At 71.7% G+C, this 21767-nt stretch carries 19 protein-coding genes; 7 read left to right on the top strand and 12 right to left on the bottom strand.

All coding sequences use genetic code 11. From position 1 onward, the window contains the following. Positions 1-17: 17 nt before the first annotated feature. Positions 18-1730, top strand: a complete 1713-nt coding sequence (locus ACFY7E_RS09330) for a GAF domain-containing protein (RefSeq protein WP_389482499.1) — start codon at positions 18-20, stop codon at positions 1728-1730. Positions 1731-1807: 77 nt separating this feature from the next. On the opposite strand, the gene ACFY7E_RS09325 is transcribed toward ACFY7E_RS09330, so the two are convergent. The 7 genes from ACFY7E_RS09325 to ACFY7E_RS09295 all read right to left on the bottom strand — a co-directional run bounded on the left by ACFY7E_RS09325 (position 1808) and on the right by ACFY7E_RS09295 (position 9746). After that, the gene (locus ACFY7E_RS09325) at positions 1808-2698 is read right to left on the bottom strand and encodes an HAD family hydrolase (RefSeq protein WP_389482497.1); all 891 of its coding nucleotides are present in this window, start codon (positions 2696-2698) and stop codon (positions 1808-1810) included. 566 nt (positions 2699-3264) lie between these two features. Continuing rightward, a complete protein-coding gene (locus ACFY7E_RS09320) occupies positions 3265-4161 on the bottom strand; it encodes an LLM class flavin-dependent oxidoreductase (protein ID WP_389482495.1) in 897 nt (298 codons plus the stop codon). Between the two features lie 58 nt (positions 4162-4219). After that, the gene (locus ACFY7E_RS09315; RefSeq protein ID WP_389482493.1) at positions 4220-5098 is read right to left on the bottom strand and encodes a DUF72 domain-containing protein; all 879 of its coding nucleotides are present in this window, start codon (positions 5096-5098) and stop codon (positions 4220-4222) included. Between the two features lie 97 nt (positions 5099-5195). Then, positions 5196-5738, bottom strand: a complete 543-nt coding sequence (locus tag ACFY7E_RS09310; protein ID WP_389483337.1) for an RNA 2'-phosphotransferase — start codon at positions 5736-5738, stop codon at positions 5196-5198. 169 nt (positions 5739-5907) lie between these two features. Then, positions 5908-6843 (bottom strand): MerR family transcriptional regulator, encoded by a 936-nt coding sequence (locus ACFY7E_RS09305; protein WP_389482491.1) that lies wholly within the window; start codon positions 6841-6843, stop codon positions 5908-5910. 258 nt (positions 6844-7101) lie between these two features. Then, the gene (locus ACFY7E_RS09300) at positions 7102-8901 is read right to left on the bottom strand and encodes an SDR family oxidoreductase (RefSeq protein ID WP_389482488.1); all 1800 of its coding nucleotides are present in this window, start codon (positions 8899-8901) and stop codon (positions 7102-7104) included. After that, a complete protein-coding gene (locus ACFY7E_RS09295; protein WP_389482485.1) occupies positions 8901-9746 on the bottom strand; it encodes a M24 family metallopeptidase in 846 nt (281 codons plus the stop codon). Before ACFY7E_RS09295 ends, ACFY7E_RS09300 begins: the two co-directional genes overlap by 1 nt. 283 nt (positions 9747-10029) lie before the next feature. Here ACFY7E_RS09295 and ACFY7E_RS09290 point away from each other — a divergent pair, with 283 nt between their 5' ends. The 4 genes from ACFY7E_RS09290 to ACFY7E_RS09275 are packed head-to-tail and all read left to right on the top strand — an operon-like array spanning position 10030 to position 13607. Beyond that, positions 10030-11004 (top strand): ABC transporter ATP-binding protein, encoded by a 975-nt coding sequence (locus ACFY7E_RS09290; protein ID WP_389483335.1) that lies wholly within the window; start codon positions 10030-10032, stop codon positions 11002-11004. Continuing rightward, positions 11001-11912: an ABC transporter permease gene (locus ACFY7E_RS09285; RefSeq protein ID WP_389482483.1), complete on the top strand. Its 912-nt coding sequence runs from the start codon at positions 11001-11003 to the stop codon at positions 11910-11912. The genes ACFY7E_RS09290 and ACFY7E_RS09285 overlap by 4 nt, the downstream gene beginning before the upstream one ends. 49 nt (positions 11913-11961) lie before the next feature. Then, positions 11962-12873, top strand: coding sequence for an ABC transporter ATP-binding protein (locus ACFY7E_RS09280; RefSeq protein WP_383433212.1), 912 nt, complete (start codon positions 11962-11964; stop codon positions 12871-12873). Positions 12874-12887: 14 nt separating this feature from the next. Beyond that, positions 12888-13607: an ABC transporter permease gene (locus ACFY7E_RS09275; protein WP_389482480.1), complete on the top strand. Its 720-nt coding sequence runs from the start codon at positions 12888-12890 to the stop codon at positions 13605-13607. A gap of 98 nt (positions 13608-13705) precedes the next feature. Here ACFY7E_RS09275 and ACFY7E_RS09270 read toward each other — a convergent pair whose 3' ends face one another. Continuing rightward, positions 13706-14959, bottom strand: a complete 1254-nt coding sequence (locus ACFY7E_RS09270) for a CynX/NimT family MFS transporter (RefSeq protein ID WP_389482478.1) — start codon at positions 14957-14959, stop codon at positions 13706-13708. A gap of 152 nt (positions 14960-15111) precedes the next feature. Then, the gene (locus tag ACFY7E_RS09265; protein WP_389482475.1) at positions 15112-15792 is read right to left on the bottom strand and encodes a FadR/GntR family transcriptional regulator; all 681 of its coding nucleotides are present in this window, start codon (positions 15790-15792) and stop codon (positions 15112-15114) included. Positions 15793-15915: 123 nt separating this feature from the next. Here ACFY7E_RS09265 and lpdA point away from each other — a divergent pair, with 123 nt between their 5' ends. After that, positions 15916-17319, top strand: a complete 1404-nt coding sequence (lpdA, locus tag ACFY7E_RS09260; RefSeq protein ID WP_389482473.1) for a dihydrolipoyl dehydrogenase — start codon at positions 15916-15918, stop codon at positions 17317-17319. A 129-nt stretch (positions 17320-17448) separates the two neighbouring features. Then, entirely contained in the window at positions 17449-18054 is a 606-nt protein-coding gene (locus tag ACFY7E_RS09255) for a rhomboid-like protein (protein WP_389482470.1), read from the top strand. Positions 18055-18199: 145 nt separating this feature from the next. On the opposite strand, the gene ACFY7E_RS09250 is transcribed toward ACFY7E_RS09255, so the two are convergent. The 3 genes from ACFY7E_RS09250 to pheA form a co-directional block, all read right to left on the bottom strand. After that, positions 18200-19006 carry an HAD family hydrolase gene (locus ACFY7E_RS09250; RefSeq protein WP_389482468.1) on the bottom strand — a complete coding sequence of 269 codons (807 nt, stop codon included), beginning with the start codon at positions 19004-19006 and terminating at the stop codon, positions 18200-18202. Continuing rightward, positions 19003-20292, bottom strand: a complete 1290-nt coding sequence (serS, locus tag ACFY7E_RS09245; RefSeq protein WP_389482466.1) for a serine--tRNA ligase — start codon at positions 20290-20292, stop codon at positions 19003-19005. Before serS ends, ACFY7E_RS09250 begins: the two co-directional genes overlap by 4 nt. Before the next feature lie 487 nt (positions 20293-20779). Next, positions 20780-21715: a prephenate dehydratase gene (pheA, locus tag ACFY7E_RS09240; RefSeq protein WP_383433188.1), complete on the bottom strand. Its 936-nt coding sequence runs from the start codon at positions 21713-21715 to the stop codon at positions 20780-20782. Positions 21716-21767: the final 52 nt, after the last annotated feature.

Raw genomic sequence — 21767 nt, 5'->3', positions numbered from 1 at the left:
CTTACTAGGCTCAAGACATGACCGCCACCGAGTCCGACGCCCCGGACCCCCTGGAAGCCGCCGCCCGGGCCACCCGCAGCCTCCAGGGGCTGTCCACGGAGCTCACCGCCCGCGTGCCGCAGCTCCTGGAGGCCATGCGCTCGGTCGGCACCGGGCTCGAACTCCACTCCACCCTCGACCGCATCTGCGAGACCGCCGCCGAACTCGCCGGCGCCCGGTACGCGGCGATCGGCGTCGTCGACGACGAGGGCGACGGCCTCTCCGACTTCGTCACCTTCGGCGTCGACGAGGACACGGCCCGCCGGATCGGGCGCCGTCCCGACGGGCACGCGGGGCTGCTCGGCGCGCTGATCCGCGACCCGCAGACCATCCGCCTCGCCGACCTCTCCAAGGACCCGCGCGCGGCGGGCTTCCCGGCCGGGCACCCGCCGATGCGGACCTTCCTCGGCGTCCCCATCCGGGTCCAGGGCGAGATCTTCGGCAATCTGTACCTCGCGGAGAAGCGCGACGGGGACGATTTCAACGACTACGACGTGCACATGGTCCGGGTGCTCGCCACCGAGGCGGGCATCGCCATCGGCAACGCGCGCCTGTACGAGGCCGCCCGGCAGCGCGAACGGTGGATCGACGGCTCGGTCGCCGTCACCACCGCCCTGCTCTCCGGCGGCGACGCCGACGACGCCCTCACGGTCGTCGCCGAACAGGCCCGCCGGCTCGCCGACGCGGACGCCGGCATCGTGCTGCTCCCCGCCGAGGAGGGCGGCCTGGAGGTCGTCGCCGTCTCCTCGCCCCGGTCCACGAAATGGCTGGGCGTGGTGGTCCCGCCCGAGAGCGACGTGGTGGAGCAGCTCTTCGAGGGCGAGGCGGTCTTCGTCGCGGACGCCTCGTCGGACCTGCGCATGACCAGCCCGATGACCGCGACGTACGGGCCGAGCATGATCCTCCCGCTGCAGAGCGGTGGGCGGGTGCTCGGGGCGCTCGCCATGCCGCGCGTACGGGACGGCCGGCCGTTCACGGAGACGGAGCGGACGCTCGCCACCCAGTTCGCCTCGCAGGCGGCGCTCGCGCTGATGATGGCCGAGGCGCAGCGGGACCGGGAGCGCCTCGCCGTGTACGAGGACCGTGACCGGATCGCCCGCGACCTGCACGACCTGGTCATCCAGCGGCTCTTCGCCACCGGCATGATGCTGGAGAGCGCCCAGCGCAGGTCGATCGTGCCGGCCGTGCGCGAGGGCGTGGGCAAGGCCGTGGACGAGCTGGACGTGACCATCCAGGAGATCCGTACGGCGATCTTCGCGCTCCAGCAGGGGCCCGCCGAGGCCCCGTCGGGGCTGCGCACCCGCGTCCTGCGGGAGATCAACATGGCGGCCGTGCCGCTCGGTTTCAAGCCCGCGCACCGCTTCCTCGGCGCGATCGACTCGACGGTCGGCGAACTCACCGGCAAGAACCTCGTCGCCGCCCTGCGGGAGGCGCTCTCCAACGCGTTCCGGCACGCCGACGCGAGCCGGATCGAGGTGGTCGTCGACGCCGGCGTCACCCTGCCCGACGGCTCCGCCGGGGTACGCCTGTCGGTCGCCGACGACGGGGTCGGCATCCCGGCGGGCGGGCGGCGCAGCGGCCTGCGCAACCTGGCGCGCCGGGCGGAGTCGCTGGGCGGCGCGAGCCGGTGCGAACCGGGGATCGGGACGGACGGCGGGGGGACGACGGTGGTGTGGGAGGCACCGCTTTAGTGCCTGCCCGCTGTGTCTTGCGAGGGCCCGTCGCGGTCGGCACGGGCCCGTTGTGGCCGGCACCTGCCCCGTCGCGGCTAGCGCGGGCCCGTGGTTCCGGCGAGGGCCTCGGCGACGAGCTGCTCGATGACGACGGCCACGCCGTCCTCGTTGTTGCCGGCCGTACGGTCGGAGGCGGCGGTGAACACGTCCGGGTGGGCGTTGCCCATCGCGTACGAGCGGCCCGCCCAGGTGAGCATCTCGATGTCGTTCGGCATGTCGCCGAAGGCGACGACCTCCTCGGCCGTGATGCCGCGCTCGGCGCAGCACAGGGCGAGCGTGGAGGCCTTGGAGACGCCGAGCCCGCTGATCTCGATGAGGGCCGTGGGACTGGACCGGGTGAAGGCGGCCCGGTCGCCCGCCGTCTCCCTGGCCACCGCGAGGAACACGTCGGGGTCGAGCTCCGGATGCTGGGCGAGCAGCTTGAGCACGGGGGCCGCCGCGCCGGTCTCCTCCTCGAAGAGGAGCTTCTCGGCGGTGGCGACGGTGGCGCCGGGGTCGAGGAAGAAGGGCGGGTAGTGCGGCTCGTAGTGGATGCCGGTGGTGAGCTCGACCGCGAAGGAGGTCCCGGGCGCGGCGGCGCGCAGGGCCTCGACGACGTCCAGGGCGACCGGCCGGTCCAGCGGGCGGACCTCCAGGAAGGCGCCTCCGGCGTGCAGGTCGACGACGGCGGCGCCGTTGGCGCAGATCGCCATGCCGTGGCCGTGGACGTGCGCGCTGACGACGTCCATCCAGCGGGCGGGCCGGCCGGTGACGAAGAAGACCTCGATGCCGGCCCGCTCGGCCGCGGCGAGAGCGGCGACCGTGCGCTCGGAGACGGTCTTGTCGTCACGGAGCAGCGTGCCGTCGAGATCGGTGGCGATCAGCCGGGGCGCCGGGGCGGAAGGACGCGGGGACCGCGGGAGCCGCGGAGAACGGGGAGAGGTCACCGCACCATTCTTCCGCACCTCGCGCACGGGCGTGCGAGGAGCCGCACATATGAGTGGAAGAAGGGGGAGGGAGGGACTGATTCGCGCCGACGGCGGAAGCGACGCCCCCACGGTGGTCCCGCCCGTCTCCGGACCGCCGTGCCGTATCCGGCTCGTTCGGACATGGCTGTAAACATCCGTTCGTTTCCCCCGGAGGAAGGGAAGGCTCCAGACAACTTACGGCGTCTCGGAGGGGGCGGGGGCATGGTCACGGGCCGACGGACTATGGAGTGCGACTTCTGTGGTGCGCCGTACGGGACGTGGGTCGCGAGCCTGGGAACGGCTCTCTGCTCCCGGTGCGAGCGGGCCGGGACGGACCAGTCCGCGCGCGAGCCGGTCCTGGTGGGCGACGTCCTGGCGGGCTTGGCCGGAGCGCTGATCCCGGCCGGAGCACTGCCTTCGGCCGGACCATTGACCTCGGCCGGGACGCTCACCTCGGCCGACGTCCCGACCCTGCCCGCCCAGAAGCGGAGACACATACGACGGGTGCCCTGACCGAGCGGCCGTCGGGCCCGTGGTGCCGTGCGTCAGCCGAGCTGGGCGAGCGCCTCCGTGGCGATGGCCTCGAAGACGGCCTGGTCGGCCGCGAAGTCGGAGTCCGGGATCGGCCAGTGGATCACGAGCTCGGTGAAGCCGAGGTCGCGGTGGCGCCCGGCGAAGTCGACGAAGGCGTCCACGGACTCCAGCGGACGCGTCCGGTCCGGGGTGAAGCCGGTGAGCAGGATCTTGTCCAGGTCGGACGCCTTCCGGCCGGCCTCGGCGCACGCCGTGCCGAGCCGTTCGATCTGGCCGCGCAGCGCCGCCACCGACTGCTCCGGGGTCCCCTCCTCGTACAGCTTCGGATCGCCGGTCGTCACCCACGCCTGCCCGTGCCGCGCGGCCAGCCGCATTCCGCGCGGGCCGGTCGCCGCCACCGCGAACGGCAACCGGGGACGCTGGACGCAGCCGGGAATGTTCCGGGCCTCGTCCGCCGCGTAGAACGTGCCCCGCTCCGTCACCGCGTCCTCGGTGAGCAACCGGTCGAGCAGCGCCACGAACTCTCCGAACCGGTCCGCCCGCTCCCTGGGCGTCCAGGCCTCCTGGCCGAGCGCGGTGGCGTCGAAACCATTGCCGCCCGCGCCGATGCCGAGGGTGATCCGCCCGCCGGAGACGTCGTCCAGGGTGATCAGGCCCTTGGCGAGCGTCACCGGGTGCCGGAAGTTCGGCGAGGTGACGAGGGTGCCGAGGCGGAGCCGTTCGGTGACCGCCGCGGCGGCGGTGAGGGTGGGCACCGCGCCGAACCAGGGGCCGTCCCGGAAGGCGCGCCAGGACAGGTGGTCATAGGTGTAAGCGGTGTGAAAGCCCAGCTCCTCGGCGTGCCGCCACTTCCGGCGGCCCTCCTCGTGCCAGCGGTCGATCGGCAGGATCACAGTGCTCAGTCGCATGGGACGACCCTACGAGAGACCGACTCTACGAGAGACCGACCCTAGTAAGAGACCGTTCCTACGAGAGGCCGAGCAGCAGCCGCATCGACTCCGCGGCGCGTACGGCGGCGTCACCGCAGCAGTTGTTGAACAGGACGTGCACCTCCCGGGCCCGCTCGGCCATCGCGCGAACGCGCGGTGTCCACTCCGAGAGTTCCTCGGGGGTGTAGTCGTGGCGGAACCTCTCCTCCTTGGTGCCGGTGCCCCAGGCGGTGTTGCGGCCGTGGAAGCGGATCAGGGCGAGGCCCGGGGAGGTGACCCGGGCGACCGGCGGTACGGACGTGGCCAGCGTCTGCGTCATGTCCACGGCCACGGCTGCCGCGTCCAGCTCCGCCAGGAGGCCGGCCGTCGCGTCGACGTGCTCCTCGCGCCACCAGCCGGGGTTGCGGAACTCCACGGCCACCGGCCATCCCGCGGCGCGCTCGCGGCACCGGCGCAGGAACTCCACCGCCGGTCCTCCCGGCACGAGCCGGTGCGGGAACTGGAACAGCAGCGTTCCCAGACGGCCGGCCTCCCGCAGCGGTTCGAGAGCCGCGCTGTACCGGGCCCACACCTCGTCGAGCAGTTCGGGATCGACGCCGCTGCGTTCCCGCTCCCGCTGCCGCGCGAAGGCCGGACGCAGATCGGCGGGCAGCGCTTCCGGGCGGGTCGGGTGTCCGGTGAGCAGCGAGAACGCCTTCACGTCGAAGCGGAACCCCTCGGGGGTGCGCTCGGCCCACAGTTGGCTGTTGCGGGTGCTGGGCAGCCCGTAGTACGTGGAGTCCACCTCCACCACCGGGAACCGCGTGGCGTAGTACCGCAGTCTGCCCTCCGCGTCACGCTGTCCCTTCGGGTACCAGCCGCTGGACACCAGCGCCTTGTCCGTCCACGAGCAGGTTCCGACCCGGATCTCTCCCATCCGGCCAGTGTTCCCCGGGACCGGTGACGGATTCGTCCGGCACGCGGTGGTTTTCGTCGGCGCCCGGTGGCATGGGCGCCCCACTCCGTCCGTGGGGTCAGGACGGGAGGCGGAGAAACTCGGGCGGGACGGCGTCGGTCAGCCAGACCCCGTTGGCGCTGACGTGGAAGACGTGCCCGGCCCGGTGCATGGCGCCGGCGTCGACGCTCAGGACGACCGGCCGGCCCCGGCGGGCGCCGACCCGGGTCGCGGTCTCCCGGTCGGGGGAGAGGTGCACGTGGTGGCGGGCCATGGGCCGCAGTCCCTCCGCCCGGATCGCGGGAAGCCGGTCCGCGACCGTGCCGTGGTAGAGGTACGCGGGCGGTTCGGCGGCCGGCAGGTCCAGGTCCACCCGTACGGTGTGGCCCTGGCTGGCGCGGATGCGGGTTCCCTCGATCGCGAAGCGCTTCTTGTCGTTGGTCGCGACGACGTGGTCGAGCTCCTCGCGGGTGATCGGGAAATGGTGCTCGGCGGCGGCCCTGAGCAGGGCGTCGATCTCGGTCCAGCCCTGTGCGTCGAGGACGAGCCCGATGCGTTCGGGCTGATGCCGCAGATGCTTGGAGAGGTACTTGGAGACCTTCACCGTGCGGCGTTCGTCCATGGGTTGTCGTGGGGTCATCACGTCAGAATGCCGGAGCCGGGATCACCACGGCCAACGATTTCAGGAGTTCTCGGTGGAGAGGTTTGATCCACAGCCAAGCCGACTTATCCACAGAGAAGTTGGCCCTTCTGTGGACAACAGGGCCGCAATTTAAGGTCAATCCATACGCTTAATCCCTTATGTCTCCATGCTGCCTTGCGGAGAGAGTGTCCAACGTCCGCTTGTGGAACTCCCGTTCCGTGGCCGCCGTGACGAAGGCCGCGACTCCCTCCGCCCCGACCAGGTTCTGCACGGCCCGGACCGTTCCGGCGGGCAGTGTCACCGGGCGCGGCTCGTCGTCGTGCGCGGGCGGCGCGTCCGGCGACAGGTGGTTCTGAAGGTGTCGGGTGGCGAACAGGCGCATGGCCCGCGCCAGTTCGGCGTCCACCGTCTGCTGGGCGAGCGGTCTGAGCCGCCGCACCATCGCCGCCGCCTCGGCCGCGTCCGCGTCCGTCGGCGGCCGGTGCTCCAGGTAACGGGCGAAGACGTACTCGGTCGTGAACTCCAGGAAACGGGAGGCGATGTGCTCGACCTGTCCCCGCAGCTCCTTCAGGTGCCCGGTGATCGCCGGCAGCGGCACCCCGGCCGCGTACAGCTCGGCCGCCACCGCCAGTTCCTGGGGGCTCGGTACGAGGTACTCCTCCGTCTCCCGGTCCGGGATCCGCTCCAGCACGCCCAGCTCCACGGCCTCCCGGATGGCCTCCTCGTCCGGTGTGCCGCCGAAACGGGCGTCCAGTTCGGTGCGCGATATCCGGGCCGCCTCCTCGTCCGTCCACGGTCCGTGGACCTCCGCGACCAGACCGAGCACCCCGCCGAGCCCCCGGCCGGTGTCCCACGCCTCCAGGAGCTCCTTGATCGAGGCCAGGGTGTAACCCCGGTCGAGGAGATCGGCGATCCGTCGGAGCCGTGCGAGGTGCGCGTCCCCGTAGACGTTCGCCCTGCCCCGCCGCTCGGGACGGGGCAGCAGACCGCGGTCCTGGTAGGCGCGGATCGTCCGGACCGTGACCCCGCTGAGATGGGCCAGGTCCTCGATCCGGTACTCCGGCTGTGCTGACTGCTCGGACAAACCCGCTCCCACCGCCCGCTCCACCACCCCGCCGCAGCGGGGCCCGTCCTGCGAGGGATCGTACGACCGCCGGGGCCGACCTCCGCCGGGCCCGCCCCCCCTACCGGCCTGCCCTCCGCCGTGCCCGCCCCCTGCCGTGCCCGACCTCCGCCGGGCCCGACTGTCCTCCTGCCCTCCTGCCCTCCCAGGCGGACCGCCTGCGCCTCCGTCCGATCCCGCCCCCCCGGCCGAAGGACCGACACCGGCTCCCCACGCCCCCTACGCCGGCGGCTGCCACCGCGCGAGGGCCCGCAGCGCGCCCGGACTCAGCCGGGACAGGAAGCGGGCGCCCCGGGCCTCGGGGGTCACCGGCACGACGGCCCGGTCGTGCAGGACGGCTCCCAGGATCGCGTCCGCGACCTTCTCCGGCGGGTAGTTCCGCAGTCCGTACAGGCGGGACGCCTTCTTCTGCCGCCGCTTCTCCTCCGCCGCGTCCGACACCCCCGCGAACCGCGTGGTCGCCGTGATGTTGGTGTTGACGATGCCGGGGCATATCGCGGACACCCCGATGCCCTGCTCGGCCAGCTCGGCGCGCAGACACTCGCTGAGCATCAGCACCGCCGCCTTCGACGTGCTGTACGCGGGCAGGGCCCTGGAGGGCTGGAAGGCCGCGGCCGACGCCGTGTTCACGATGTGCCCGCCCTGGCCCCGCACGACCATCCGCGCCCCGAAGTGCCGGCACCCGTGGATCACACCCCACAGGTTGACGTCCAGGACCCGTCCCCACTCCTCGCTCGACGTCTCGAAGAAGGAGCCGGCGAGCCCGATGCCCGCGTTGTTGACCAGGACGTCGACGACCCCGTACTCGTCCTCCACCTTGGCGGCCAGCTTCTCCACCGCCTGCTCGTCGGAGACGTCGACGGCCTCGCCCCAGGCCTCCGGGGCACCGATCAGCCGCGCCATCTCCGCCGTGCGGGCCGCCCCGTCGGCGTCCCGGTCCACGGCCACGACCCGGGCACCGGCCTCCGCGAACGCGAAGGCGGTGGCCCGTCCGATGCCGCTGGCCGCTCCGGTCACCAGGACGAGCTGACCGCCGAACCGCTCCGCGTACTCCGGCCGCACCCCGCTCTTCACCGTCTTCGCCGTCGCCGCGACCGGCCCCGGCGTCCTGGCCGCCGGTTCCTCGTGAGTCCTGACGAAGTCGGCGATCCAGGAGGACAGCTGGTCCGGCCGGGTGCGCGGCACCCAGTGCTTGGCGGGCAGGGTGCGCCGGGTCAGCTCCGGCACCCAGGTGCCCAGGTCGTCGTAGAGCCGGTCGGAGAGGAAGGCGTCACCGGTCGGCACGATCAGCTGCACGGGCACGTGTGCGTACGCGTCGGAACGCGGCCGGGAGAGCCGGGCCCGGACGTTGTCCCGGTAGAGCCAGGCGCCGTGCGCCGCGTCGTTCGGCAGCGAGGACGTCGGGTAGTCGCCGGCCGGGACCTTCTCCACCCGCTCCAGGATCCCCGGCCAGCGCTTGCCGAGCGGCCCGCGCCAGGCCAGCTCCGGCAGCACGGGGGTGTGCAGCATGTACACGTACCAGGACTTGGCACCCTGCCCGAGGAGCTGGCCGATCCGGCGCGGGGTGGGGCGGCTCGTCCGCCGCTTGATCCAGTGCCCGAAGTGGTCGAGGGAGGGGCCGGACATCGAGGTGAAGGAGGCGATCCGGCCCTGGGTGCGCGGCACGGTGGCGAACTCCCAGCCCTGCACCGAACCCCAGTCGTGGCCGACGAGGTGGACCGGCCGGTCCGGGCTGACGGCGTCGGCGACCGCGAGGAAGTCGTCCGTCAGCTTCTCCAGGGTGAAGCCGCCGCGCAGCGGGGTCGGCGCCGTCGACCGGCCGTGGCCCCGGACGTCGTACAGCACCACGTGGAACTCCTCGGCCAGCCGGACCGCGACCTCCGACCACACCTCCTTGGAGTCCGGATAGCCGTGCACGAGCAGGACGGTCGGCCGGCCCGGCTCGCCGAGTTCGGCGACGCGCAGCTCGATCCCGCCCGTACGGACCCGGCGCTCCCGGGCCCCCTCGAGTTCCGTCATCAGACCCCTCCCTCGTTCCAGCGCCGCACGTGCGGCAGATCGTCGTCCAGCCAGAAGGCGCTCTGCTCGGGGTCCCGGGAGTCGGTGACGACCAGGATCTCCTCGAACTTCGCGCCCGTACCCCGGAATCCGAGGTGCGGCTCGACCGCCCACAGCCCGGGTGCGGGCGGGTGGTCGGAGAACTTGTACGGCGACCAGAGCGGCGACCAGCCGTCCCGGTGCCCGTGCAGGGCGTCGCTCGCCAGGCCCCTGAGCGCCTGGGTGCCGAAGCCGAAGAGCGTCGGCGACCAGCGGCGCTCCCTCACCCGGTCGATCTTGTGGGCGATGACGCCGAAGGGGTAGGCCCGGTGCCGGTTCGCGTACCCCTGGCGGACCATGAGCCGGTCCACGTCCTCGTATATCTCGCGCAGCGTACGGCGCTCGCGCACCTCGCGCAGGATCAGCTCGCGGTGGGCCGCGAGGTCGGCGAGCAACCGGTCGTGCAGGGGGTTCAGGCCCAGGCAGCCGCTGTAGCCGATGTCGGCCGTGTACCCCTTGTACACCGGGGCCATGTCGAGGACGAACGGCATCCCCGCCTCCAGCCGCCGGTCGGTCGGGAAGAACTGGAGCGGGATCTTGAAGTCCACGAAGGCCGTGCGGTCCCCGAACCAGGCGAACGGCCGGTGGAACCAGTCGCGGACGCCCCGCTCGTACAGCCACTCCCGCTGCATCCGGGCGGCCTCGCGCTCGGTCACTCCCGGCCTCAGCTGCGCCGCGACGGCTTCCGCACATGCGTAGGAGAGTCGCTGCACCTCCCTGAATCCCCGCAGTTCCGCGGAGAGTTCACCTGCCACTGCCGTTGCCATGCCACCCGCCGTCCCCTGTGAGCGCCCGGCTGCGCTACGCGTTCGTAACTTGACATCGATGAATGTGACAATGCTCGACGGCTGAGTCAAGGGGTCGGACGACGACCTGTGGAAAACTCGGCCGCGAGCCTGACGGAAGTCCCCCGGGGGAGCGTCGGCCGGTCGCGGGGTGACGACTTTCGTCGTTCCGCCCCTACGGGCTTGTACTCCTGTGGTCGGACAGAGATCGAGCCGTTGGTCTGACGACGCGTGTGGCGCACACCACTACCTTCGAAGCGTGACTGTGATCGCGACCGAAAGCCTCAGCAAGCGGTTCCCCCGGGTGACCGCTCTCGACCGGCTCTCCCTGGACATCGGGCCCGGTGTGACCGGACTGGTGGGTGCCAACGGAGCCGGCAAGTCCACGATGATCAAAATCCTGCTCGGTCTCTCCCCCGCCACGGAGGGCCGCGCGGAGGTCCTGGGCCTCGACGTCCGGACCTCCGGCGCCCAGATCCGCGAGCGCGTGGGATACATGCCCGAGCACGACTGCCTCCCCCCGGACGTCTCGGCCACCGAGTTCGTCGTCCACATGGCGCGCATGTCCGGGCTGCCCCCGACCGCCGCCCGCGAGCGGACGGCCGACACCCTGCGCCACGTCGGCCTGTACGAGGAGCGCTACCGCCCCATCGGCGGGTACTCGACCGGCATGAAGCAGCGGGTGAAGCTCGCCCAGGCGCTGGTCCACGACCCGAAGCTGGTCCTCCTCGACGAGCCGACCAACGGCCTCGACCCGGTCGGCCGGGACGAGATGCTCGGACTGATCCGCCGGGTCTGGACCGACTTCGGCATCTCCGTCCTCGTCACCTCCCACCTCCTCGGCGAACTGGAACGCACCTGCGACCACGTCGTCGTCATCGACGGCGGACGGCTCCTGCGCTCCAGCTCCACCAGCGACTTCACCCGGATCACCACGACCCTCGCGGTCGAGGTCACCGACTCCGACGCGCACCCCGACGGCACGGCGGCCCTCCGCACGGCCCTCTCCGCCGCCGGCGTCACCCTCCACCCGGGCACGGAGGAGGGCCTGCCCGGCGCCGGCCACATCCTGCTCCTGGAGGCGGCCGGGGAGGAGACGTACGACCTCGTGCGCGACACCGTCGCCGGACTCGGCCTCGGTCTCGTCCGCATGGAGCAGCGCCGCCACCACATCGCCGAGGTCTTCCGACCGGAGGCCGCCGAGGCGTCCACGCCGCACGAGGAGGTGCCGGCCCGATGAGCACCCAGATCCCCCAGCCCTCCCAGGGCGCTCCCGACACGACCCGGATCCACAACATCGGATACCGGTCCTACGACGGCCCGCGCCTCGGCCGGGCGTACGCACGCCGGTCACTCTTCTCGCAGTCCCTGCGCGGCGCGTACGGACTGGGCCGCAGCGCCAAGTCCAAGGTGCTGCCGATGCTGCTCGCCGGCGTGATGTGCGTCCCGGCGCTGATCATCGTCGCCGTCGCGGTCGCCACCAAGCAGAGCAAGCTCTCGATCGAGTACACGCAGTACGCGATCTTCCTCCAGGTCGTCATCGGCATCTACCTGGCCTCCCAGGCGCCCCAGTCCGTCTCGCGCGATCTGCGGTTCAGGACCGTGCCGCTGTACTTCTCCCGCCCGATCGAGCGCGCGGACTACGTCCTCGCCAAGTACGGCGCGATGGCGTCGGCCCTCTTCGTCCTCACGGCCGTCCCGCTCCTGATCATGTGGATCGGCTCGATGCTCGCCAAGATGGACTTCGCCGAGCAGACCAAGATGTTCGGCCAGGGGCTCGTCTCCGTGGCGCTCCTCTCCCTGCTCTTCGGCGGGATCGGCCTCGTCATGGCGGCCCTCACCCCGCGCCGCGGCTTCGGCGTCGCCGCCGTCATCGCCGTCCTGACCATCTCGTACGGCGCGGTCTCGACGCTCATGGGCATCGCCTACGCCACGGAGAACACGGGCGCCATCCAGTGGCTCGGCCTGTTCTCGCCCATCACCCTCATCGACGGCGTGCAGACCGCCTTCCTGGGCGCACCGCCCATGTTCCCCGAGCTCGGGGGCCCGAGCGCCGGGGTCGGTGTGGTCTACCTCCTGGTCGTCCTCGCGCTGATCGCCGGCTCGTACGGCATCCTGATGCGCCGCTACCGAAAGGTCGGGCTGTGACCGCCCTCCCGTCGCCCGCCGCCACCCCTCAAAGGAATGGGCTGCGCCCATGAGTACCCTCTCCATCGACCACGTCTCCCGCTGGTTCGGAAACGTCGTGGCCGTCAACGACGTCACGATGGCGGTGGGCCCCGGCGTCACCGGCCTCCTCGGCCCCAACGGCGCCGGGAAGTCCACCCTGATCAACATGATGGGCGGCTTCCTCGACCCCTCCACCGGCACCGTCACCCTCGACGGACGCACGATCTGGGGGAACGAGTCGGTCTACCGCGACATCGGCGTCGTGCCCGAGCGCGAGGCGATGTACGACTTCCTCACCGGCCGCGAGTTCGTCCTGGCCAACGCCGAACTCCAGGGCCTCGGCGCCAAGGAGGCCCAGCACGCCCTGGCCACGGTCGAGATGGAGTATGCACAGGACCGCAAGGTCTCCACGTACAGCAAGGGCATGCGGCAGCGCGTGAAGATGGCCTCGGCCCTCGTCCACGACCCGTCCGTCCTCCTGCTCGACGAGCCGTTCAACGGCATGGACCCGCGCCAGCGCATGCAGCTGATGGACCTGCTGCGGCGGATGGGCGCGGCCGGGCGCACGGTCCTGTTCTCCTCGCACATCCTGGAGGAGGTCGAGCAGCTCGCCTCCCACATCGAGGTGATCGTGGCCGGACGGCACGCGGCCTCCGGCGACTTCCGCAAGATCCGCCGTCTGATGACGGACCGGCCGCACCGCTACCTCGTCCGCTCCAGCGACGACCGGGCCCTCGCGGCGGCGCTGATCGCCGACCCGTCCACGGCCGGCATCGAGGTCGACCACGCGGACGGCGGACTGCGCATCCAGGCGGTCGACTTCGGCCGGTTCACGGAACTGCTGCCGAGAGTCGCGCGCGAGCGGGGGATCCGTCTCCTGACGGTCTCGCCCTCGGACGAGTCCCTCGAATCGGTCTTCTCGTACCTCGTAGCGGCCTGAAAGGAGCCCGACCGATGTACAACCCCACAGTCGCCCGGCTCACCTACCGGGCCCTCCTCGGCCGCCGCAGGGCCATGATCCTCTTCCTGCTGCCCGCCCTGCTGCTGATCATCTCGGCGGCGATCCGCATGTTCAACGGCGCGGACGACCAGGTCGCGGCCGACGTCCTCGGCGGCTTCGCCCTGGCCACGATGGTGCCGCTGATCGGTGTGATCGCCGGCACGGGCGCGATCGGTCCCGAGATCGACGACGGCTCGATCGTCTATCTGCTGTCCAAGCCGGTGAAGCGGCCCGCGATCATCTTCACGAAGCTGATCGTTGCGATCGCGGTGACCATGGTCTTCTCGGCGGTGCCGACGCTGATCGCCGGATTCATCCTCAACGGCAACGGCCAGCAGGTGGCGGTGGCCTACACGGTGGCGGCGCTCGTGGCCTCCATCGCGTACAGCGCGCTGTTCCTGCTGCTCGGCACGGTCAGCCGGCACGCCGTGGTGATCGGCCTGGTCTACGCGCTGGTGTGGGAGACCCTCTTCGGCTCCCTGATCTCCGGCGCCCGCACCCTGAGCGTCCAGCAGTGGGCGCTCGCCCTCGCGGAGAAGGTCACCGGCGACGGCCTGGTCACCTCCGAGGTCGGGCTCCCCACGGCCGTGGCCCTCCTGGTGGCGGTCACGGTCGCGGCGACCTGGTTCGCCGGCCAGAAGCTCCGCCGGCTGACCCTGGCCGGCGAGGAGTAGGCCCCGGAGCCGGACACGGAAGCGGTACGGCTCCGAGGGTCGTCGCCCCCGGAGCCGGGTGGCCCTTCCGGAGCCGCCCCGCCACGCCGGCTCGTTCCTCAGACCGTACGGTTCCGGGCCGCGAGGAGTCCCACGGCCAGGGCCGTCGCGCAGACGCCGAGGACCACGCAGATCGGCGCGGTCCAGGAGCCGGTGGCCTCGTGGAGGGCGCCGGCCGCCAGCGGGCCCGCGGCGGCGAGCAGATAGCCGACCGTCTGGGCCATCCCCGAGAGCCCGGCCGCGGTCACCGCGTCCCCGGAGCGCAGCACGATCAGGGTCAGGGCGAGCCCGACCGCACCGCCCTGACCGACGCCGAGGAGAGCCGACCAGAGCCAGGCGCCCTCCACCGGTGCCACCATCAGCCCGGCGTAACCGGCCGCGACCAGCGTGGTGACGAGCACGATCAGCGGGCGCTGGCTCCGCATCCGGCCGGCGAGGAGTGGCACCACGAAGGCGCCCGCCACCTGTACCAGGTTGTTGAAGGCGAAGACCACACCGGCGGTGGAGCGGTCCATCCCGTGGTCGACGAAGATCGTCGGCATCCAGGCGATCAACACGTACGTCCAGAGCGACTGCAGGCCCATGAAGAGGGTGACCTGCCAGGCGAGCGGGGAACGCCAGACGTTCACCGGGCGGGCGCCGCCGGCCGGGACGGCCCGTACCGCGTGCCCCGTACGGCCCCGGGCGATCAGCACCTGGGGCAGCCAGGCGAGCGCCGCCACCGCGGCGAGCAGCGACCAGAACCCGAGGGAGGCCTCCCAGCCGCCGCCCAGGGTCTTCTCCAGGGGAACGGCCGCCGCCGCGGCCACCGTGGCGCCCGCGATCATCGCCCCCGTGTAGACCGAGGTCATCGCCGCGGCCCGGTCCGGGAAGTCACGCTTGATCAGGCCGGGCATGAGCACGTTGAGCAGGGCGATCGCCGTCCCGACGAGGATCCCGCCGCCGTACAGGGCGTACACGGACGGCAGGACGCGCGCGAGGACACCGGCGCCGAGGAGAAGGAGAGCGGCGAACAGTACGCGTTCGGTACCGAACCGGCGCCCCAGCCACGGCGCCACCGCGGCGCCCGCGCCGAGGAAGAGGACCGGCACCGAGGTGACGAGCGAACTCGCCGTCGCGGAGAGGCCGAAGGCGGCGGATATCTCGCCGATCAGGGGAGCCACGCTCGCCAGGGCCGCCCGCATGTTGAGCGAGGCCAGCACGATCCCCACGAGGAGCAGCGCCGGATGCGCCAGCAGGGCACGCCGGGCCGCAGCCCCGGCGGCCGAGGGCCGGCCCCCGGCCTCGGCGTCGACGAGCACGGGCGCGGACACGGGGCCGGACGGAAAGCCGAGCGCACCGGCGGACGCGGAACCGGACGCGGAGCCGGGTACACCGGCGGACGCGGAGCCGGGCACTCCGGCAGGAGCGGTCGCGGGGGACGACGCGTCCGCGCCCGTACCGGAGGACGTACGCGCTCCGGTGCTCATCGGGACCGCTCCGTCAGCGCCGCCACCGTTTCCATCGGCACCCGCAGCAGCTCGCGGGCCTGCCGTTCCGCCGCCTCCGGGTCGCCCGCCTCGACGGCGGCCACCAGGGCCTCGTGGGCGTCGATGTCGACCGGCGGCATCTCCCGGTCGCCGAGGGCCTCCACCAGGACCTCGTGGACCTGGGCGGAGAAGAAGCGGTAGACCTCCACGAAGGCCGCGTTGTGGGTCGCGCCGACGACCGCCAGGTGGAAGGCGAGGTCCGCGTCGGCGTCCCGGTCGCCCTCCTCCCGCAGGGTGGCCAGGGCGGCGCGCAGCCGCAGCAGGTCGTGGGTGTCGCGCCGGGCGGCGGCGAGCCGGGCCGCCTCGGCCTCCAGGGCGACCCGGAGTTCGAGCACGTCGGCCGCGCCCGCGTGCCGGACCCCGTGCAGGACGGCCGCCGGATCCGCCGTGGACCTGACGAAAGTGCCGTTGCCCTGACGGGACTCCAGGAGGCCGGCGTGGACGAGGACCCGGACGGCCTCGCGGACGGTGTTGCGGCCCACCCCGAGCTGTTGCGCGAGCTCGTGTTCGGTGGGGATGCGGTCGCCGACCACCCATTCTCCGTCCGCGAGTTGACCGCGGAGCTGCTCCACCGCGGAGTCCACCAGCGAGGTCCGTCCCGCTGCCCTGAGTGCCATGCCGTTCCGACCTCTCCACTCGCCCGGTTGCCCAGTCATCCTACAACTCACCGGCCCGGAGGTGCCGGACTACTGTGGGGCCGTACGCGGACCGCACACCCTCATCACCCTCGGGAGTCAGTCATGTCAGACCGCTTCGACGTCGTCGTACTCGGAGCCGGCCCCGGCGGTTACGTCGCCGCCGTCCGCGCCGCGCAGCTGGGGAAGCGGGTCGCGGTCGTCGAGGAGAAGTACTGGGGCGGTGTCTGCCTGAACGTCGGCTGCATCCCCACCAAGGCGCTGCTGCGCAACGCCGAGCTCGCCCACATCTTCCAGCACGAGGCCAAGACCTTCGGCATCAAGGTCGACGGCACCGTCTCCTTCGACTACACGGAGGCGTTCCGCCGCAGCCGTACGGTCGCGGACGGCCGCGTCAAGGGCGTCCACTTCCTGATGAAGAAGAACGGGATCACCGAGTTCGACGGCCGGGGCACCTTCCTCGACGCGAACACCCTCCAGGTGGCCAAGTCCGACGGCACCTCGGAGACGATCGCCTTCGACAACTGCATCATCGCCACCGGTGCCACCCCGCGCCTGCTGCCGGGCACGTCCCGCACCGACCGCGTGGTGACGTACGAGGAGCAGATCCTCGCCGAGGACGCCCCGAAGTCGATCGTCATCGCCGGCGCCGGCGCGATCGGCGTCGAGTTCGCGTACGTCCTGAACAACTACGGCACCAAGGTCACGATCGTCGAGTTCCTCGACCGCGTCGCCCCGCTGGAGGACGAGGACGTCTCCAAGGAGCTGGCGAAGCAGTACCGCAAGCTCGGCATCGACGTCCTGACCTCGACCCGCGTCGAGACCATCGACGAGTCCGGCCCGCAGGTCCGCGTCACCGTCACCGGCAAGGACGGCGCCCAGAAGGTCCTGGAGGCCGACAAGGTCCTCCAGGCGATCGGCTTCGCCCCGAACGTCACCGGCTACGGCCTGGAGAACACCGGCGTCGCCCTGACCGAGCGCGGCGCGATCGACGTCGACGGCCGCTGCCGCACCTCCGTGCCGCACATCTACGCCATCGGCGACGTCACCGCGAAGCTGATGCTCGCGCACACCGCCGAGGCCATGGGTGTCATCGCCTCCGAGACCATCGCGGACGCCGAGACGATGGAGCTCGACTACCCGATGATCCCGCGCGCCACCTACTGCCAGCCGCAGATCGCCAGCTTCGGCTGGACCGAGAAGCAGGCGCGCGAGAAGGGCTTCGACGTCAAGGTCGCGAAGTTCCCCTTCACCGCGAACGGCAAGGCGCACGGCCTCGGTGACGCCACCGGCTTCGTCAAGATCGTCGCGGACGCGAAGTACGGCGAGATCATCGGCGCCCACCTGATCGGTCCCGACGTCACCGAGCTGCTGCCCGAGCTGACCCTGGCCCAGCAGTGGGACCTCACGGTCCACGAGGTCGCCCGGAACGTCCACGCCCACCCGACCCTGGGCGAGGCCGTGAAGGAGGCGATCCACGGAATCGCCGGACACATGATCAATTTCTGAGGCCCCTCCCGTGATCTGACAGGTCCGGGTGATAGGCACTGGGAAGTGCCGAGCGAAAGGGCGCCGAACGACAAGGCGCCGAGCGGAACCCCTCCGGGTGGCGAACCGTCCCGACCGATCAGGTCGTGGGTGCGTTCGTCACCCGGTACGCACGTGTGGCTGGCGGTCATCGCGCTCACCAGCCTCGTCATCGCGCTCGCGCCCACCGGCGTGGAGGACTACTTCCTCCACCGCAACAGCAGCAACCTGTACCAGCTCGCGCACCACCCGGTACGGGCCCTGCTCGGCAGCGCGTTCTGGATCGAGGACCCGGCCGGCATCGTGTTGTACGCGGCGCTCTTCGAGCTCCTGCACGCGCCCGTGGAGCGCTGGCTCGGCACCGCGAAGTGGGTCTTCACCGTCGCCGCCGCGCACCTCACGGCGACGCTCGTCAGCCAGCAGGTGGTCCTGGCGGCCATCCGCCTCCACGACGTGCCGCGCAGCATGGCGCACGTCGTCGACATCGGGGTCAGCTACGGGCTCGCCGCCTCGGCGGGCATCCTCACCCACCGGCTCGCCCGCCCCTGGCGCCCGCTCTACCTCGTGGGAGTGACCGCGTTCTTCCTCGTCCCGCTCGTCACCGACCGCACGTACACCGATCTGGGCCACGCGATCGCCCTGGCCGTCGGCCTCGCCTGCCGTCCGCTGACGCGCGGAAAACCAGTCGCACACGGACAGCGATCCGGCGCACACTAGACGTACGGGAGGCACGGGGGATCTCCCGAAGGAGAGGGGCGGCCGCTTCGAGCGCGCGGACTCCGGTCCGCGCGGGCCGCCCTTCTCTCTCCGTGTTGCCCGGCCGGCCGTTCTCGGTGTCGCCCGGCCGGTCTCTCCGCGCCGCTCAGCCGGCCAGCAGGCGTTCCAGGACGACCGCGATGCCGTCCTCCTCGTTCGAGGCGGTCACCTCGTCGGCCACCGCCCGCAGCTCCGCGTGCGCGTTGCCCATGGCCACGCCGTGGGCCGCCCAGCCGAACATCGGGATGTCGTTGGGCATGTCGCCGAAGGCGATCGTCTCCGCCGCCTTCACGCCCAGCCGGCGCGCGGCGAGCGAGAGGCCCGTCGCCTTGCTGAGGCCGAGCGGGAGGATCTCCACGATGCCGGGTCCCGCCATGACGATGTCCACGAGCCCGCCGACCGTGGCGCGGGCGGCCCGGGTCAGCTCGTCGTCGGTCAGCGTCGGGTGCTGGATGTAGAGCTTGGTCAGCGGCGCCGACCACAGCTCCGCCGGGTCCTCGTACGGCACGTACGGCAGCGGGCCCTCCTGCACCAGGTAGCCGGGGCCCATCAGGACCTCGCCCTCCAGGCCGTCGCGGCTCGCGGCCAGGGCCAGCGGGCCGACCTCGGCCTCGATCTTGGACAGGGCGAGACCGGCGAGCTGCCGGTCCAGGGTCAGCGAGGTCAGCAGCCGGTGCTCACCGGCGTGGTAGACCTGCGCGCCCTGCCCGCACACCGCGATCCCCTCGTAGCCGAGGTCGTCGAGGATGTGCCGGGTCCAGGGCACCGCCCGGCCGGTGACCACGATGTGGGCGGCGCCCGCCGCCGTCGCGGCGGCGAGCGCGTCCCGCGTACGGTCCGAGACGGACTCGTCGGACCGCAGCAGCGTCCCGTCGAGGTCCGTCGCGACCAGGCGGTAGGGGAAGGCGCTCACTTGGCGATCGGCTCCAGGACCTCACGGCCGCCGAGGTACGGCCGGAGCACCTCGGGCACCCGCACCGAACCGTCGGCCAGCTGGTGGTTCTCCAGGATCGCCACGATCGTGCGCGGTACGGCGCACAGCGTGCCGTTCAGGGTGGCCAGCGGCTGCACCGTCTTCTTGCCGCCCTGCTCTTCGCGCATGCGGACGGAGAGGCGGCGGGCCTGGAAGCTGTCGCAGTTCGACGCCGAGGTCAGCTCGCGGTACTTGCCCTGGGTCGGGATCCACGCCTCGCAGTCGAACTTGCGGGAGGCGGAGGCGCCGAGGTCACCGGTGGCGACGTCGATGACCTGGAACGGCAGCTCCAGGCCGGTCAGCCACTGCTTCTCCCACTCCAGGAGGCGCTTGTGCTCGTTCTCCGCCTCCTCGGGCGCGACGTACGAGAACATCTCGACCTTGTCGAACTGGTGGACGCGGAAGATGCCGCGGGTGTCCTTGCCGTACGTGCCGGCCTCGCGGCGGAAGCAGGGCGAGAAGCCCGCGTACCGCAGCGGCAGCTTGTCGGCGTCGATGATCTCGTCCATGTGGTACGCGGCGAGGGGGACCTCGGAGGTGCCGACGAGGTAGTAGTCGTCCTTCTCCAGGTGGTACACGTTCTCCGCGGCCTGGCCGAGGAAGCCGGTGCCCTCCATGGCGCGCGGACGGACCAGCGCGGGGGTCAGCATGGGGATGAAGCCGGCCTCGGTGGCCTGGGCGATCGCCGCGTTGACCAGGGCCAGCTCCAGGAGGGCGCCGACGCCGGTCAGGTAGTAGAAGCGCGAACCGGAGACCTTGGCGCCCCGCTCCACGTCGATGGCGCCGAGCGCCTCGCCGAGCTCCAGGTGGTCCTTGGGCTCGAAGCCCTCGGCCGCGAAGTCGCGGATGGTGCCGTGCGTCTCCAGGACGACGAAGTCCTCCTCGCCGCCGACCGGGACGTCCGTGTGGACGATGTTCCCGAGCTGGAGCAGCAGGCGCTTGGCCGTCTCGTCGGCCTCGTTCTGCTCGGCCTCGGCGGACTTGACGTCCGTCTTGAGCTGCTCGGCCTTCCGCAGGAGCTCGGCGCGCTCCTCCGGGGTGGCCCTGGGGATCAGCTTGCCGAGCGCCTTCTGCTCGGATCGGAGCTCGTCGAAGCGGACGCCGGACGACCTGCGCCGCTCATCGGCGGAGAGCAGGGCGTCGACGAGGGAGACGTCCTCTCCACGGGCGCGCTGGGAGGCGCGAACACGGTCGGGGTCCTCACGGAGCAGGCGAAGGTCAATCACCCCACCAGGCTACCGGTGCGTGCCGACGCGACCCCACCGGACAAGGAGGCCTGTGCCGTTTCACCCGAATTGCCACTTCCGGAAATGGCGGGGCCCGTGACGACGCGTTTAGTTATCCACAGGCTGTGTGGAAGTTCTGTGGACTGCGGAAAGAGTCGCAGGCCTTTTCCTTCCCGCACCTGGGAAATCCGTGATCAAACAGCACCGAGACACTCATTCGGGTGGGAATCACTCACTCCGAAGGGTGGGCCTGCCGGGGGATGCTGACGGAGGCGCGGGTGGAGCGCTGTGGACGGCGCCCTCGGAGGAGGGGAATGGTCGGGCCGATTTGTCGACCTTGCCGGAGTGCGGTGTCGACTTGTCCCCAGGTCGCGCGGAATACCTGTGGATAACCTCTGTGGGTAACTGAAAAGTATGCAGGTAGGACTAGTGGTTCGTACCTGTGGACGACCACACACGCTTCGGAGGGCGATCCGCCATTCTCGGATCAGGCCCGACCGTCCTGGGCCCTCGCCAGCCAGTCGGAGGCCGCCATGAACTCCCCGTCCGAAGTGCCGCGCCGCAGCGCCCCCAGGTCCTCGACCGCGACGCCCGCCCGCGGGTACGAGCCGAGGAAGCGCACCTTGGGGCAGATCCGCTTGAGCCCCATCAGCGCCTCGCCCACCCTCCGGTCCGCGATATGGCCCTCGGCGTCCACGGCGAAGCAGTAGTTCCCGATCCCCGCTCCCGTGGGACGGGACTGGATCAGCATCAGGTTCACCCCGCGCACCGCGAATTCCTGGAGCAGTTCGAGGAGGGCACCCGGATGATCGTCACCCAGCCACAGCACCACCGAGGTCTTGTCCGCGCCCGTCGGGGCCGCGGGCCGGGCCGGCCGTCCCACGAGTACGAACCGGGTCTCGGCGTTCTCCGCGTCGTGGATCTCGGTGACCAGCGCTTCGAGGCCGTACGTCGCCGCCGCGAACTCCCCCGCGAAGGCGGCGTCGAAGCGGCCCTCCCGCACCAGCCGCGCCCCGTCCGCGTTGGACGCGGCCGACTCCCACACCGCGTCGGGCAGGTGCTTCCGCAGCCAGTTCCGGACCTGCGGCTGGGCCACCGGGTGGCCCGTGACCGTCTTGATCTCCGAGAGCCCGGTCCCGGGCCGGACGAGGAGCGCGAAGGCGATCGGGAGGAGCACCTCGCGGTAGATCATCAGCGGTTCGCCGGAGGCCAGTTCGTCCAGGGTCGCGGTCACCCCGCCCTCGACCGAGTTCTCGATCGGGACGAGCGCGGCGGCGGCCTCCCCGTTCCGTACGGCGTCGAGGGCGGCCGGGACCGAGACCATGGGGACGAGTTCCCGTGTCGCGGCCTCGGGCAGCATGCGCAACGCCGCTTCGGTGAAGGTGCCTTCGGGGCCGAGATAGGTGTACCGGGTGGCGGACATACCGTCACCCTAATGGTCCCCGGAGGCCGCCGACGGCTGCCGGCCGGACACC

Origin of the sequence: Streptomyces sp. NPDC012825 (assembly GCF_042900925.1) — a bacterium.
In the GTDB taxonomy this organism is placed as follows: domain Bacteria; phylum Actinomycetota; class Actinomycetes; order Streptomycetales; family Streptomycetaceae; genus Streptomyces.
The sequence above is the reverse complement of the archived record's forward strand: the minus strand, read 5'-3'. Positions and strand labels throughout refer to the sequence as shown.

Excerpts from the sequence above, each read along its gene's own strand:
- ACFY7E_RS09280 (WP_383433212.1), top strand. The coding sequence starts at position 11,962 with ATGAGTACCCTCTCCATCGACCACGTCTCCCGCTGGTTCGGAAACGTC.
- ACFY7E_RS09320 (WP_389482495.1), bottom strand. The coding sequence starts at position 4,161 with ATGCGACTGAGCACTGTGATCCTGCCGATCGACCGCTGGCACGAGGAG.
- ACFY7E_RS09300 (WP_389482488.1), bottom strand. The coding sequence starts at position 8,901 with ATGACGGAACTCGAGGGGGCCCGGGAGCGCCGGGTCCGTACGGGCGGG.
- ACFY7E_RS09295 (WP_389482485.1), bottom strand. The coding sequence starts at position 9,746 with ATGGCAACGGCAGTGGCAGGTGAACTCTCCGCGGAACTGCGGGGATTC.
- ACFY7E_RS09315 (WP_389482493.1), bottom strand. The coding sequence starts at position 5,098 with ATGGGAGAGATCCGGGTCGGAACCTGCTCGTGGACGGACAAGGCGCTG.
- ACFY7E_RS09265 (WP_389482475.1), bottom strand. The coding sequence starts at position 15,792 with ATGGCACTCAGGGCAGCGGGACGGACCTCGCTGGTGGACTCCGCGGTG.
- ACFY7E_RS09330 (WP_389482499.1), top strand. The coding sequence starts at position 18 with ATGACCGCCACCGAGTCCGACGCCCCGGACCCCCTGGAAGCCGCCGCC.
- lpdA (WP_389482473.1), top strand. The coding sequence starts at position 15,916 with ATGTCAGACCGCTTCGACGTCGTCGTACTCGGAGCCGGCCCCGGCGGT.
- ACFY7E_RS09310 (WP_389483337.1), bottom strand. The coding sequence starts at position 5,738 with ATGGACGAACGCCGCACGGTGAAGGTCTCCAAGTACCTCTCCAAGCAT.
- ACFY7E_RS09275 (WP_389482480.1), top strand. The coding sequence starts at position 12,888 with ATGTACAACCCCACAGTCGCCCGGCTCACCTACCGGGCCCTCCTCGGC.
- ACFY7E_RS09285 (WP_389482483.1), top strand. The coding sequence starts at position 11,001 with ATGAGCACCCAGATCCCCCAGCCCTCCCAGGGCGCTCCCGACACGACC.
- pheA (WP_383433188.1), bottom strand. The coding sequence starts at position 21,715 with ATGTCCGCCACCCGGTACACCTATCTCGGCCCCGAAGGCACCTTCACC.